The sequence below is a fragment of the Paenibacillus gyeongsangnamensis genome, from assembly GCF_027533625.1.
Taxonomy (GTDB): domain Bacteria; phylum Bacillota; class Bacilli; order Paenibacillales; family NBRC-103111; genus Paenibacillus_G; species Paenibacillus_G gyeongsangnamensis.
The window spans coordinates 26236-40787 of the sequence record NZ_JAQAGZ010000038.1 but is presented as its reverse complement, the minus strand read 5'-3'; the positions used below and the strand labels follow the sequence as shown (position 1 = coordinate 40787).

General features: G+C 51.6%; 12 protein-coding genes and 1 rRNA gene. 3 read left to right on the top strand and 10 right to left on the bottom strand.

Translation table 11 applies throughout. The annotated features are described in order from the left end of the window. From O9H85_RS34965 to dnaA, 10 genes are all read right to left on the bottom strand, one after another. Positions 1–1000 (bottom strand): 16S ribosomal RNA (locus O9H85_RS34965); the annotation flags it as partial. Positions 1001–1313: 313 nt separating this feature from the next. Further along, positions 1314–2381, bottom strand: coding sequence for an HD-GYP domain-containing protein (locus O9H85_RS34960; protein WP_269885983.1), 1068 nt, complete (start codon positions 2379–2381; stop codon positions 1314–1316). Between the two features lie 139 nt (positions 2382–2520). Continuing rightward, the gene (gene gyrA, locus O9H85_RS34955) at positions 2521–5025 is read right to left on the bottom strand and encodes a DNA gyrase subunit A (RefSeq protein ID WP_269885982.1); all 2505 of its coding nucleotides are present in this window, start codon (positions 5023–5025) and stop codon (positions 2521–2523) included. Positions 5026–5221: 196 nt separating this feature from the next. Further along, positions 5222–6088 (bottom strand): polysaccharide deacetylase family protein, encoded by an 867-nt coding sequence (locus tag O9H85_RS34950; RefSeq protein WP_269885981.1) that lies wholly within the window; start codon positions 6086–6088, stop codon positions 5222–5224. Positions 6089–6093: 5 nt separating this feature from the next. Then, positions 6094–8007 (bottom strand): DNA topoisomerase (ATP-hydrolyzing) subunit B, encoded by a 1914-nt coding sequence (gene gyrB, locus O9H85_RS34945; RefSeq protein ID WP_269885980.1) that lies wholly within the window; start codon positions 8005–8007, stop codon positions 6094–6096. 63 nt (positions 8008–8070) lie between these two features. Beyond that, positions 8071–8319, bottom strand: a complete 249-nt coding sequence (gene remB / locus O9H85_RS34940) for an extracellular matrix regulator RemB (protein WP_269885979.1) — start codon at positions 8317–8319, stop codon at positions 8071–8073. Between the two features lie 32 nt (positions 8320–8351). Then, positions 8352–9458 (bottom strand): DNA replication/repair protein RecF, encoded by a 1107-nt coding sequence (gene recF, locus O9H85_RS34935; protein ID WP_269885978.1) that lies wholly within the window; start codon positions 9456–9458, stop codon positions 8352–8354. 38 nt (positions 9459–9496) lie between these two features. After that, complete coding sequence (yaaA, locus tag O9H85_RS34930) at positions 9497–9712, bottom strand: S4 domain-containing protein YaaA (protein ID WP_269885977.1); 216 nt, start codon at positions 9710–9712, stop codon at positions 9497–9499. 14 nt (positions 9713–9726) lie between these two features. Next, positions 9727–10869 carry a DNA polymerase III subunit beta gene (dnaN, locus tag O9H85_RS34925; protein ID WP_269885976.1) on the bottom strand — a complete coding sequence of 381 codons (1143 nt, stop codon included), beginning with the start codon at positions 10867–10869 and terminating at the stop codon, positions 9727–9729. A gap of 277 nt (positions 10870–11146) precedes the next feature. Further along, the gene (gene dnaA, locus O9H85_RS34920; RefSeq protein WP_269885975.1) at positions 11147–12511 is read right to left on the bottom strand and encodes a chromosomal replication initiator protein DnaA; all 1365 of its coding nucleotides are present in this window, start codon (positions 12509–12511) and stop codon (positions 11147–11149) included. Positions 12512–13008: 497 nt separating this feature from the next. Here dnaA and rpmH point away from each other — a divergent pair, with 497 nt between their 5' ends. The 3 genes from rpmH to yidC all read left to right on the top strand — a co-directional run bounded on the left by rpmH (position 13009) and on the right by yidC (position 14539). Then, complete coding sequence (gene rpmH, locus O9H85_RS34915; RefSeq protein WP_269885974.1) at positions 13009–13143, top strand: 50S ribosomal protein L34; 135 nt, start codon at positions 13009–13011, stop codon at positions 13141–13143. A 225-nt stretch (positions 13144–13368) separates the two neighbouring features. Beyond that, positions 13369–13734, top strand: coding sequence for a ribonuclease P protein component (gene rnpA, locus O9H85_RS34910; RefSeq protein WP_269885985.1), 366 nt, complete (start codon positions 13369–13371; stop codon positions 13732–13734). A 67-nt stretch (positions 13735–13801) separates the two neighbouring features. Further along, positions 13802–14539, top strand: coding sequence for a membrane protein insertase YidC (yidC, locus tag O9H85_RS34905; RefSeq protein ID WP_269885973.1), 738 nt, complete (start codon positions 13802–13804; stop codon positions 14537–14539). Positions 14540–14552 lie beyond the last annotated feature (13 nt).

The window sequence follows — 14552 nt, the reverse complement described above, 5'->3', positions numbered from 1 at the left end:
GATTCAGAGGGATGTCAAGACCTGGTAAGGTTCTTCGCGTTGCTTCGAATTAAACCACATACTCCACTGCTTGTGCGGGTCCCCGTCAATTCCTTTGAGTTTCACTCTTGCGAGCGTACTCCCCAGGCGGAGTGCTTACTGTGTTTACTTCGGCACCAAGGGTATCGAAACCCCTAACACCTAGCACTCATCGTTTACGGCGTGGACTACCAGGGTATCTAATCCTGTTTGCTCCCCACGCTTTCGCGCCTCAGCGTCAGTTACAGTCCAGAAAGCCGCCTTCGCCACTGGTGTTCCTCCACATCTCTACGCATTTCACCGCTACACGTGGAATTCCGCTTTCCTCTCCTGCACTCCAGTCTTCCAGTTTCCAGTGCGAACCGGGGTTGAGCCCCGGGCTTAAACACCAGACTTAAAAAACCGCCTGCGCGCGCTTTACGCCCAATAATTCCGGACAACGCTTGCCCCCTACGTATTACCGCGGCTGCTGGCACGTAGTTAGCCGGGGCTTTCTTCTCAGGTACCGTCACCCTCGGAGCAGTTACTCTCCAAGGCGTTCTTCCCTGGCAACAGAGCTTTACGATCCGAAAACCTTCATCACTCACGCGGCGTTGCTCCGTCAGACTTGCGTCCATTGCGGAAGATTCCCTACTGCTGCCTCCCGTAGGAGTCTGGGCCGTGTCTCAGTCCCAGTGTGGCCGATCACCCTCTCAGGTCGGCTACGCATCGTCGCCTTGGTGAGCCGTTACCCCACCAACTAGCTAATGCGCCGCAGGCCCATCTGTAAGCCACAGCTTGCGCCGTGTTTCATGATTCCTCCATGCGGAGAAACCAGCTATCCGGTCTTAGCTACCGTTTCCGGTAGTTATCCCGGTCTTACAGGCAGGTTGCCTACGTGTTACTCACCCGTCCGCCGCTAACCCCGAAGGGTCCGCTCGACTTGCATGTATTAGGCACGCCGCCAGCGTTCGTCCTGAGCCAGGATCAAACTCTCCAATAAAGGTAAAACTTTATCGAACAGAGCTGATTAAGCTCAATCTTTAATGCTGACGAGAATTTTCATTCTCTTAATTGCACTCACTCGTTGTTCAGTTTTCAAAGAGCAATCATATCGGCAAAGTCCGATTTAGAACTTTATCCTTCATTGTCATCCGTTTCAGCGGCGACTTTTATAATATAACACATTCGCCTAGTTCATTGCAAGTACTTTTTTTAAAAATCAATTTCATTTGAAGAATAAAAAAGGCCTCGCTTTGAAGCAGCGAAGACCAATTTATCATATCTTCATTCCCAAGTCAAGCTTATTAGGAATGTTATTTTTGAATAACGTCCTGAATGTATAAGTTCCGTTCTTGCGTCAAATTGACGATTTTCCCGTTAACGTTGACCCAAGGCCTTGTCGGATGACTGCGCTCCGAGAAAACGATCTCTCCCACCCGGTTGTCGCTAAGCTTGACCAAGGTTCCGTTATGGAAGGACGTCACCTTATGAATAAACGTCTGGACCAGGTTCGGCTCCATCTTGCCGAAGGCTTCGTTCTGCAGCTGCTCGAGCACAAGGTAGGGCGACGTCCCTTTCTTGTGATAGCGGTCGGTGGTCATGGCATGGAACATGTCGGTGATGGCCACGATTTTGGAGTACGGATGGATCTTATCCCCCTTCACGCCAAGCGGATATCCGCTCCCATCTTCTCTTTCATGGTGCTGAAGGGAGCAAAGCTTAACTCCTTCGTTGATGGCAGGGACATTCTTAAGCAGATTATAGCCTATAATCGTGTGCTTCTTGATCTCCTCGAGCTCTTCCCCGCTCAGACGGTTAGGCTTGAACAAAATGTTAGGGTCGACCTTCGCATTGCCGATATCATGCAGCAAGCCGCCAAGCGCAACCGGCAGCAAATCTTTGGCCGGCATCCCGCTCCATTTGGCAAGAATATAAGAGGTTAAGCTGACCATGATGCTGTTATGATAAATATAGTCCCGCAATTGAAAGCTTCGGGGGCTGAAGGTCAGAATATTATAATGTTCGATATGTTGAATCAAGCCTTCCAGTGTCGTCCTGATCTCCAGGATCGGGGGGTTCTGGCCGCCCGCATTGGCGATATTGAATACTTGCCTCAGAAGCTTAAGCATCTTCTCGTAGTGCTTATAAAAGGGGAGAACGCTGCCGCTTGCTTCTTCGGCGGACATTTCTTCTTGAGGCGTATCCGCCTCGCCGTTCTTGGATTCGATCTGAACGGAAGGGATTAAAAAAGCCTTCAAAATTTCCAGATCCCGCTCGACAATAAACCTGCCTTTATTGAACAATATATTGTTGTATTTCGTAATGACATTTTCTGCGATTTTGTCACCGGTTTTTAGCTGGGAAACGGGAACGGTTGCCATGGAATTCCCTCACCTTACCTCGCGTTAGCTTATAAAATCATCGATATGTATTAAAAATAAACGGACTTTAGTCCCATTATAAACGAAAAAGAATGGGGATGTAAGCCCCCATTCTCAATCCGTTGTAATATATGGCTGTCTATTCTTCACCCGGACCTTCGGAAGCTTCCGGGGCCTCGCCTGCGGCAAGCTCCCCTTCCTCGCCGCCTTCGGCCGGCTCGTCGCTCTTATCCACACGCGCTACGGTCGATACCTCGTCCTCGTCGCGAATATGGATCAAGCGTACGCCCTGCGTGTTGCGGCCCATCATGGAAATGCCGGACATGCTCGTACGGATGACCGTCCCCAGCGCGGTAATAATCATTAGGTCCTCGTCTTCCCTTACGACCTTCAGCCCGACGACCGGACCGTTCTTGGACGTCACATTGAGCGTTTTGATGCCCTTGCCGCCGCGGGACTGCAGACGGTAATCCTCTACCGGCGTCCGCTTGCCGTAGCCTTTGGAGGTCACGATCAGCACGCTGTTGTTTTCTTGGACGACGTCCATATCAATGACCGCATCGTCCTCATCCAGATGAATTCCTTTTACCCCTGTTGCGGAGCGGCCCATAGCGCGAACATCCTGCTCCGGGAAATGGATGGACATCCCGAGCTTCGTTCCCATGATAATCGACTGGTTGCCGTCGGTTAGACGCACGCCGATCAGGTCGTCATCCTCACGCAGGTTCACGGCGATCAGGCCGCCTTTGCGGATATTGCCGTAATCGTCGAGCGGCGTCTTTTTGACAAGACCGTTCTTGGTGGCAAAGAATAAAAACTTATCGGAATCGAACGACTCCACCGGGATAACGGCATTGACCGTCTCTCCCTGTTCAATCTGAATGAGATTGATGATCGGAGTCCCCCGCGCCGTCCGGCTAAGATCCGGAATTTCGTAGGCTTTTAAGCGGTACACTTTGCCTTTATTCGTAAAGAACATAAGGAAGTGATGCGTATTCGTCACGAACAAATGTTCCACGAAGTCATTGTCCTTCGTATCCATGCCGATAACGCCCTTGCCTCCCCGCTTCTGGCTGCGGTAGGTGGAGACGGGCAGACGCTTGATATAGCCGGTATGGGAGATCGTGATCACGACGTCGTCCTGAGGAATGAGATCCTCGTCCTCAATGCTTTCTTCCCCGATCGTTATCTCGGAACGGCGTTCGTCGCCGAATTTTTCTTTGATTTCGCGAAGCTCTTCGCTGATAATATTCAGCACAAGATGCTCGTTTGCCAGGATTTCTTTGTACTCCGCAATTTTCTTCAGAAGCTCGGCATATTCCTCTTCGATCTTGTCGCGTTCCAAACCGGTCAAGCGCTGCAAACGCATATCCAGAATGGCTTGAGCTTGATCGTAGCTCAAAGTGAAACGGTTAATCAAGCCGTCCCGGGCTTCTTCCGTTGTCCGCGATGCGCGAATGAGGGCGATGACTTCGTCCAAGTGATCCAGGGCGATCCGCAAGCCCTCGAGGATATGCGCCCGCGCCTCCGCTTTCTTCAGCTCGAATTCCGTACGGCGGCGAATGACCTCTTTTTGATGCTCAAGATAGTGGAACAGCATGTCCCTTAAGCCAAGCACCTTCGGCTCGCCTTTGACCAGCGCCAGCATGATGATACCGAAATTGGATTGCATCGCGGTATGCTTATACAAATTGTTCAGAACGACGTTCGGATTCACGTCGCGGCGCAGTTCAATGACGATTCGCATACCGTTGCGGTCGGATTCGTCCCGCAAATCGGTGATGCCGTCGATTTTCTTCTCGCGAACGAGCTCAGCAATCTTCTCGATGAGACGGGCTTTGTTCACCTGGTATGGCAGCTCGTCGACAATGATACGAGCTTTGCCGTTATGATCCTCAATCGATGCTTTAGCCCGCATCGTCACGGAGCCGCGGCCCGTAGAATAAGCCTGTTTAATCCCTTCCCGGCCCAGAATATATCCGCCCGTCGGGAAGTCGGGGCCCTTGATCGATTTCATCAGCTCAAGGGAGGTGACTTCGGGATTGTCGATCATCTGTTGGATGCCGTCAATGACCTCGGACAAGTTGTGCGGAGGAATATTGGTCGCCATACCCACGGCAATCCCCGACGAGCCGTTGACAAGCAGGTTGGGAAAACGGGCCGGCAATACGGCGGGTTCGTTTTCTTCACCGTCATAGTTCGGAATAAAATCGACCGTTTCCTTATTCAGATCACGGAGAAGCTCCATGGCGATTTTGGACAGGCGGGACTCCGTGTAACGCATAGCCGCAGCCATATCGCCGTCGATGGATCCGAAGTTCCCGTGACCGTCCACCAGCATATATCTCAAAGAGAAATCCTGCGCCATCCGGACCATGGTCTCATACACGGCGGAATCGCCGTGCGGATGGTACTTACCGATGACCTCGCCGACGATCCTGGCCGACTTCTTATGCGGCTTGTCCGGGGCCATGCCGAGCTCCGACATCGCGAACAAGATACGGCGGTGAACCGGCTTGAGGCCGTCTCTCACGTCCGGCAGCGCACGGCTGACAATGATACTCATGGCATAATCCATAAAGGACGTACGCATCTCATGGCCGATATCGATTTCTTTAATCTGTGAACGGGACTCTTCCGACATGTTGTACCTCCTCCAGGCTTTTGCTAGGGCAAAAGCCACTTCGTAAGCATTACCTTAAGTTTTGCCTGCGGCAAAACTACTTCGTAAGCATTACCTTAAGTTTTGCGGTAGCAAAACTACTTCGTAAGCGTAAACCTAGCTTTGCTTAGGCAAAAGCCACTTTGTAAGCATTACCTTAAGTTTTGCGGTAGCAAAACTACTTCGTGCTCTGAGACTGGTGCAGCTTTCGTATGATTAAATTATTCAATGAGTTCGCTTGTACAAAAGGACTTCCGGCGTTGATCCGCGGAATTTGCATCGGATCGGTGCTGCGGCTCGTCAAGCCGCTGACCGTGGTGAAGGCATAGCGGATCCCCGCCTGCTGGAGAAGAGACGCCGAATGCTGGTCATAGATCCCGAAGGGATAAGCGAATGCGTCTTCGGGACCCGGATACAGTTCCGCGAGCTTAGCACGGCACATCTTCGTATCCTCGACAATGCGGCGCTCAAATTCCGCTTCCGTCTCCATTCGGCCGCCGATCTTCTGAGGCGTGGTGAACAGGGCTCCGCCATCGGGGCCCACATCGTGCAAGTTGTCCGTATGACACTGCACATCGATGCCCTTCGTTTCACCGGTCATTTGACGAATTTCTTCCCGCGATAAGGACGGAATCCGGCTCGCGAGCGGATTCGCCAAATCCTTCGTGATCACGAAATTCGTCGCCGGAATGTTCAACTCCTTCAGAACAGGGTAAGCATTCGTATAAAAACTGCGGTAACCGTCGTCGAAGGTGACCAGAACGGCGTTCGGAGGAACCGGACCTCCGGCCATATAAGCACGGAACTGCTGCAGCGATATAAAATGATAGCCGCGCTGCAGCAGATCGGTCAGCTGGTCCCGGAACCGGGCCGTCGTAATGGTTACATCCCCTTGAATCTGATCGTCAATATGGTGGTAAGCGATGACCGCTACACGATCGCTGTACCATATCTTGTTGTTCTGAGAAGCCAGGCCCGGAACCAGCAGCAACGCAGCAGCTATCGCCGAGAGCAGGAGCAGCCCATATTTCACAATCGGTCGCATGCGATTTAGAAATCCAAGTTCTTCACGAACTTGGCATGCTGCTGAATGAAATCACGGCGCGGCTCGACGTTGTCGCCCATCAGAGTATCGAACAGAACGTCCGCCTCGATCGCTTCCTGAATGCTGACCTGCAGCAGCGTGCGGCTCTCCGGATCCATCGTCGTTTCCCACAATTGACCCGGGTTCATCTCGCCGAGACCTTTATAGCGCTGTACGTTGACTTTCGCGCCTTCGCCGAATTCCGCCATAATGGCGTCCCGCTGTTTATCGTTATAGGCATAACGTGCCGTCTTGTTTCTTTCCAGCTTATAAAGCGGCGGCTGAGCGATATAAATATAGCCGGCTTCGATAATTTTTCTCATGTAGCGGTAGAAGAACGTGAGCAGCAGCGTACGAATGTGCGCGCCGTCGACGTCCGCATCGGTCATAATAATGACCTTGTGATAACGGGCCTTCGTAATGTCGAAATCGTCTCCGATCCCCGTTCCGAGCGCCGTAATAATCGCACGGATCTCCGCATTGGACAAAATCTTGTCCAGACGCGCCTTCTCGACGTTCAGAATCTTACCGCGAAGCGGCAAAATCGCTTGGAAGTGGCGGTCGCGCCCCTGCTTGGCGGAGCCGCCGGCGGAGTCACCTTCGACGATGTACACTTCGCTGATGGAAGCGTCCTTCGACGAGCAGTCGGCTAGCTTGCCCGGCAGGGAGCTCACCTCGAGCGCGCTCTTCCGCCGGGTCAGCTCGCGGGCTTTACGGGCCGCTTCGCGCGCCCGCTGGGCTTGGACGCCCTTCTCCACGATCCGCTTCGCGATGGCCGGATTCTCATCGAGGAATTCCTGAAATTTCTCCGCAAACAGGGATTCGACGATCCCCCGAACCTCGCTGTTGCCCAGCTTGGTCTTCGTCTGCCCCTCGAACTGCGGCTCCGGTATTTTCACGGAAATGATGGCCGTAAGGCCTTCGCGCACATCGTCGCCGGACAAATTGGAATCGTTGTCCTTGATCGCATTGTTCTTGCGCGCGTAATCGTTCAGAATCCGCGTCAACGCGCTTTTGAATCCGGATTCGTGCGTTCCGCCCTCATGCGTGTTGATGTTGTTCGCGAACGAATAAATATTTTCGGTATAGCTGTCGTTGTACTGAAGGGCTACCTCGACAGTGATATTGTCCTTCTCGCCCTCCACATAGATCGGCGGTTGGTGCACCGCTTCGCGGTTGCGGTTCAAATGCTCCACGAAGGAGATGATGCCGCCCTCATACATGAAGGAATTCGAGACGTCGGTCCGTTCGTCGGTGAGCGTAATTTCAATGCCTTTATTCAAGAAAGCGAGCTCGCGGATCCGGCCTTGCAGCGTGTCGTATTCGTATTCCGTCGTCTCGCTGAAGATTTCCTCATCCGGCCAAAAGTTAACGGTCGTACCGGTATCTTCGGTCTCGCCGATAATTTTCACATCGTATTGGGGAACCCCTTTACTGTATTCCTGCTGATGGATCTGGCCGTCCCGTTTGACCGTGACGATCAGCTTCTTGGACAGCGCGTTAACGACGGATACGCCGACGCCATGCAGACCGCCGGACACCTTGTAGCCCTCGCCGCCGAACTTACCGCCCGCATGAAGTACGGTCAATACGACTTCGAGCGTAGGCCGCTTCAGCTTCGCGTTCTCCCCGACCGGAATCCCTCGGCCGTTATCGATGACGGTGATGCTGTTGTCCTTATGAACAATGACGTCGATCTTCGTGCAATATCCGGCCAAGGCCTCGTCAATACTATTATCTACGACTTCCCAGACCAAGTGATGGAGCCCTCTGGCGCTGGTCGATCCGATATACATCCCCGGACGTTTCCGAACGGCTTCAAGACCTTCCAGCACCTGTATTTGACTTTCGTCATAGGTTGTATTTGGATTTACAGACATGCAGACACCCACTTTTCCGAGATAGAAAGATTCTGTCAATCGCCATGCCGCGCGGCATCGCCGTTAATTCGTTAATAATTGGTGCGCCCGTTTCTTCAAGGTCATGGAAGAAATTGGAGAATAATACACTTTGGACTGCGTGACCACAAGAGACTTGCTCTCTTCGTCTCCGATGATCTCGAGCTTCTTGTCCTTCGTGGCGAAATTTATAAATTGCTTCGAAATTTTCGAAGATTTTTCAATGGATAAGTCAAAGATGGCGACAAGTTCCGATGCGCGAATAATCTTCTCCCCGCCCAAATGGATGAACATCCTCCGGCCAACTCCTTATTCAGCAAGATGATCTATATCAAGCTTCCGTCCTGAACATGGATGACAGAAGCGCTTTCCAATTTGGACAAATCAATACTTTCGATTCCGGTCGTCGTGATAAAGGTTTGAACCTTGCTCTGGAACGTTTCGATCAGCTGGGTCTGGCGGTAGCGGTCCAGCTCCGACAGCACGTCGTCCAGCAGCAGCAGAGGATATTCGCCGACTTCCTCATGGATGAGCTCGATCTCGGCTAGCTTAAGGGACAGCGCCGTGGTGCGCTGCTGGCCCTGCGACCCGTAGGTTTGCACTTCCTTGCCGTTAATATAAAACCGCAGATCGTCCCGGTGAGGGCCTACCATCGTTACACCGCGGCGCAATTCCTGATCCTTCGCCTGTGATAACTTTATCATAAAATGGTCAAATAAAACAGCTTCATCTTCCTCCAGCGCCGCCTGCAGCGAACTGTCGTACTCAATCCGCAGCTGTTCCTGACCGTTGGTGATACCCGCATGAATCTTCTCCGCCCAATTTTGCAGCTTCTTTATAAAGCTTTGACGTTTTTTCACAATTTTAGTACCAAATTGAACCAACTGCTCATTCCATACCTCGAGCAGCGTCGGAGCGCCGCGTGAAACGAACAGCTGCTTCAGATAATTATTGCGCTGCATCAATATTTTGTTGTATTGCGACAAATCGTACAGATAGGCGGGATGCACCTGGCCGATCTCCATGTCGAGGAACCTCCGGCGCACGCCGGGCGAGCCCTTAACGATCTCGAGGTCCTCCGGAGCGAACATCACGACATTGAGGGATCCGATGAAATTGCTCAGCTTCCGCTGCTCGAGCCCGTTCACCTTGGCTTTCTTCCCCTGTGAGGCGATCGAGAGGTCAAGGGTGACGCTCCCGTAGCGCTTCTCTACCTCCGCATGGAGCGACGTGGCCGGTGAGTTCCAGCGGATCAGCTCTTTATCCTGGTGGGTCCGATGAGACTTGGTCAGGGCCAGCACATAAATCGATTCGAGCAGATTCGTCTTTCCCTGGGCATTGGGACCTACGATGATATTGACCATCTGATCGGTCGCGAAGTCCATCCGGCCGTAGTTCCGGTAATCTTGTAACGCCAATTTCTTCAGCAGCAAACCATTTCCTCCTCAGGGCGGGTGCCCGGGGCAAGAGCTTAGCCCTGCACCACTTGAAACTCTCCGCAGCCCTCCACCTTCACCCGGTCCTGGGCGACCAGCTTGCGCCCGCGGCGGTTCTCCGGCTCTCCATTGACGAAGACGGCGGTTTCCTGAAGAAAAAATTTGGCATGGCCGCCCGTAGCGATGCAGTCCGCCAGCTTCAGAAATTGGCCGAGCGTAATATATTCCGTGTGTATGGCGATCGTTTTCATGCGTGAACGCTCCTTTAGCCTGTCGTACGATACGGTAAAATCAGCTGCAGCAAATTCGCGCCCTCTTCGGGACGAATGATGATCGGCTGCATGGCGCCGGTGAATCCGATCTGAATTTGTTCGCTGTCCATCACCTTCAGCGCATCGAGCATATATTTGGAGTTGAATGAAATGCGCAGCAGCTCCCCGGTCAAGCTGAATGTATCCAGCTCCTCCGTTACTTTCCCGAGCTCGGACGAGCTCGAAGAAATTTCAAGCGTCGAATCCTCCCTCATCACCAGCTTGACGATGTTCGTCTTCTCTTCGCGGGACAGCAAGTACGCGCGGTCGATCGCTTCCGTCAGCTTCTGGGTATCGACGACCAGCTCGGTCTGATAAGCCTGGGGGATCAGCTTGGACGTATCCGGATAGGTTCCATCCAGGATGCGCGTATAGAACAAGATGTTGCTCATCTTGAAGAGCACCTGGTTCTCCGCAAAGACAATTTCGATCAGCGCATTCTGATCCGGCAGAATTTTGGACAATTCATTCAAAGTTTTGCCTGAAATGGAAATGTTATTAAGCGTAAAGTCCGGATCCGTATCCACATTTGTTTCCCGGGTAGCCAGACGGTGACGGTCACAGGCCGTGAACTTCAGCTTCCCCCCTGCAATCGTCCAGAGAATGCCGGTCAGAATCGGGGTCGCTTCATTCGTCGAGACGGCCAACGAAGTCTGCTTGATCATGGTTTTCAGCAGGTCGCTCGGTATTTGAACGCTCTTGTTCTCCTCAATGCCCGGCATAATCGGATATTCTTCGGGATCCAGGCCGACGAGCTGAATTTCCGAGGAACCGGAGCGGATGGTCGTTTGAAAATGGTCCTTGACCTCAATCTCCACATGCTGCGCCGGCAGCTTCCGGATGATCTCCACAAAAAATTTGGAAGGCAGCACGACACTTCCGGATTGTTTCAAATCAATGACCTGGATTTCGTTCTTCTCCATCGGAATGAAGCTTTGGATCGAAATATCCGTATCGCTGGCCGTCAGTGTCATTCCGGTAGAATCCACATCGATCTTGATGCCGGTCAGAATCGGTATGGTCGTTTTGCTGGAAATGGCCTTAGACACATGCTGAATGGATTCATTCAAATATTCTTTAAGAACGGTTAATTTCAAAATGATTCACTCCTACAGTTCTATTATGGGATAAGTTCGGCATATTCTTGTATTAGTTGTTGAAAAGTGTGCAATGCACCGCTCCTTGCCGGAAGATATCCGGATGTGGACACCTACTCTATTTTACATGTTTTTTATTAGTAATAGTAGTAGGGCCTCTGGATATGTGGATATGTGAGTGCATACCGCAAAAATAAAGCCTATCCACATGTGTATACATTGTGCATAGGCTTGGACTTATTCAGTTGGGGATCGCAGGATAGAAACGGGCCACCATCTACATCGTGGCGTTTTTTACTTTTTCGGTAAGATTCTGAATGATTTTATATAATTCCTGATCCACCTTAAGCGCATCGGTAATTTTCTCGTGGGCATGGATGACGGTGGTATGGTCGCGGCCGCCGAACGCTTCGCCGATCTTCGGCAGCGAGAAATCGGTCATTTCCCTGGCGAGATACATCGCGATTTGTCTGGGGAAGGCTACCGACTTGGTCCGCTTGCGCGCTTTGAAATCCTCCAGCTTCATCCCGTAGAACTCCCCGACCTTCTGCTGGATGTCTTGAATCGTAATGACCTTCGGCCGGCTGCTCGGAATAATATCCTTGAGCGCTTCCGCGGCGAGATGCGACGTAATGTCTTCGTTAATCAGACTGGAATACGCTACGACACGGATCAAAGCGCCTTCCAGCTCGCGGATGTTGGAATCGATCTGGTTCGCTATGTAGACGATCGCCTCGTTAGGGATGTCCAGGTTCTCCGCCTTCGCCTTCTTGCGGAGAATCGCAATCCGCGTCTCCAGGTCCGGCGGCTGAATATCGGTGATCAGTCCCCACTCGAAGCGGGATCTCAGCCGTTCCTCCAGCGTCGGAATTTCCTTCGGCGGACGGTCACTGGAGATGATGATCTGCTTGCGTTCCTCGTGGAGCGCATTGAACGTATGGAAAAATTCCTCCTGCGTTCCTTCCTTGCCGGCCAGAAACTGGATATCGTCGATCAGCAGCACGTCGATCGTCCGGTATTTGTTGCGGAAATCTTCGCCGCGGTTATCGCGGACCGCATTGATGAACTCATTGGTAAATTTTTCGGAAGAAATATAAAGCACCCGCGCACGCGGATTATGATCCAGGACATAATGCCCGATGGCATGCATCAGATGCGTTTTGCCGAGCCCCACGCCCCCGTACAGAAAGAGCGGATTGTAGGCTTTGGCCGGCGCTTCGGCGACGGCCAGCGATGCGGCGTGCGCAAACCGGTTGCCGGAGCCGATGACAAACGTATCGAATGTATATTTCGGGTTCATCATATGATTGAACGTTTCCTCGGGAGCGGCCGGAGGCTGATCTTTCACGGGCTTGGCGGCAGGGGAGGCGGGAGTTATGAAAGCTTCGGGTTCGTCTTCGATGATGAATTTGAGTTCGACTTGCTTTCCGCTGAAGTCCTGAATGGCTTCTTTTATATGCTTCGTGTACCGGTCCTCCAGCCATTCCCGCGCAAATTTATTGGGAGTGCAGATGACCACCTTGGAGTCACTGAAAGCCACCGCTCTTGTGGATGCAAGCCACGTCTCGTAGCTTGGTTTGCTCACCCTTTTTTGCAATATTGAAAGTACCTGGTGCCACTGCTCATGAGGATGGCTTTCCACAATGTATTCACTCCTTCAAATAAATAACCGGTATGGCTGAACCCGCGCTGGTGTAGAATATTAAGGAATCTTGTCGGATCTATCCACATTATGCAGAACGAGTCTGAAAAATTTATGCAGAGGGCCGGAACTTTGTTCACAAAGATATCCACAGCCTGTTGATAATTTTGTTGAAAAATAAGAGTATCCACAACCGAAAACATATTCATGATATCAAAATCCACCCTAGTTCGCAACGGAATGTTTAGGCTTATCCACATTTCCTATAGGTTGTGTACAGAACTTATCAACAACACAAGATATTGTTAATAAACTGTGTTTAATTCGACAAATTACGTGCGAAACCTATTTTTATTTATACACAGGCCGTCGGGAGGTAAAACTTGCTGCGGGTTGTGCATAACTTTTCTTGGGCGGGACGTTGACATTTGCGGTGTGAAGTGTTTTAATGTTAAAAGGTATTTTTGGGACCGCAGGGTTCGCTAGGAGGTGCACGCATGAGACCAACATACAAGCCGAATGTTCGTAAACATAAGAAGGTTCACGGGTTCCGTAAAAGAATGGCTACCAAGAATGGTCGTAAGGTACTCGCTGCTCGTCGTCTTAAAGGCAGAAAAGTATTGAGCGCATAATGGCAAAGACCACCGCAGAGTGGTCTTTTTTGTTTTTTGAGGGAAAAGAGGCTGCGGGTGAACGCCCCGGACCGTTTAAAACCGGAGCAAATCGTTAAGGATAGGGATGGCTAAGGCGGTTACGGTCAGGGTCCGGTTGCCCGCTTTTTATAAAATTCAGGAAGTATGCGTTTGAACCGGAGCTTCGGCGCAGCCGTGCAACCTGGAATGGAGCGAATTGCGACTTTGGATAAGAAGAATCGTTTGACCAAGAGGGAATATTTCGATAAGGTGTACCGTCACGGCAAATCGGCTGCGAATCATCAATTCGTTCTATATTATATGGTGAAGCGGCAGCAAGAGGAGTTCCGGCTCGGCGTATCCGTCAGCAAGAAGCTCGGCAATGCGGTGGTCCGCAACCGGATCCGCCGGATGCTGAAGGAAATCGTCCGGCTGAATGCGGCCCGGATTCCCGGCGGGTACGACCTGATCTTGCTTGCCCGGAAGCCGGCGGCGGAGATGGATTATCACGAATTGGAGAAGAGCGTGCTGCACGTTCTGAAGCGCGCATCGCTGCTGCTTCGCCCCGAACGAACGAATAGGGCGGATTAGTTTCTTTGTGTCCGGAAATATGGTATAGTGTATTATTGGAAAAGAATGAATCTGGGAGGATATGATTTTGACTCGTCGACTTGCGAAATACATGCCGTTCTTATTGATACTATTGCTGCTGGCGGGATGCAGCACCAGTGCTCGCACATCACCTATCGACCCAACGACTAGCACATGGGACAAGTATTTCGTAGGTCCTTTGGCGAATACCCTGGATTGGTTCGCCCAATTGCTCGGAGGAAGCTATGGCTTATCCATTCTTGTCGTGACCGTGATAATCCGGCTCATCATTTTACCGCTTACGTTGAAACAATACCGCAGCTCCAAGCGGATGCAGGAATTGCAACCTGAACTGAAGAAGCTGAAGGAAAAATATAAGGACGACGCGAAGAAGCAGCAGGAAGAGACAATGAAGCTGTTTCAGAAGGAAGGCGTCAATCCGCTGGCCGGCTGCTTGCCTTTAGTCGTACAAATGCCGGTTCTGATCGCACTCTATAACGCCATCATGCGGAACCATCACATCAGCGAGCATTCCTTCTTATGGATGCAGCTCGGCACGAAGGATCCTTTCTATATTTTGCCGCTGCTGGCCGCGCTGACGACGTACTTCCAACAGAAGATGATGTCTTCGCAGATGAACCAGCAAATGCAGAGCCTGATGTTTATCTTCCCGGTCATGATCTTCGTCATGGCGATGAACTTCGCTTCCGCACTGCCGCTCTACTGGATTTACAGCAATACGTTCACGATTGTTCAATCTTATTTTATCTATGGTAGGCCTAAGAAAAACGCATCTGACAAATAAGGTGGGCCGGATG

What these genes read in the sequence shown, in the direction of transcription:
- O9H85_RS34950 (WP_269885981.1), bottom strand. Translation starts at nt 6,088, where the DNA reads ATGCGACCGATTGTGAAATATGGGCTGCTCCTGCTCTCGGCGATAGCT.
- rpmH (WP_269885974.1), top strand. Translation starts at nt 13,009, where the DNA reads ATGAGACCAACATACAAGCCGAATGTTCGTAAACATAAGAAGGTTCAC.
- gyrA (WP_269885982.1), bottom strand. Translation starts at nt 5,025, where the DNA reads ATGTCGGAAGAGTCCCGTTCACAGATTAAAGAAATCGATATCGGCCAT.
- gyrB (WP_269885980.1), bottom strand. Translation starts at nt 8,007, where the DNA reads ATGTCTGTAAATCCAAATACAACCTATGACGAAAGTCAAATACAGGTG.
- O9H85_RS34960 (WP_269885983.1), bottom strand. Translation starts at nt 2,381, where the DNA reads ATGGCAACCGTTCCCGTTTCCCAGCTAAAAACCGGTGACAAAATCGCA.
- remB (WP_269885979.1), bottom strand. Translation starts at nt 8,319, where the DNA reads ATGTTCATCCATTTGGGCGGGGAGAAGATTATTCGCGCATCGGAACTT.
- yaaA (WP_269885977.1), bottom strand. Translation starts at nt 9,712, where the DNA reads ATGAAAACGATCGCCATACACACGGAATATATTACGCTCGGCCAATTT.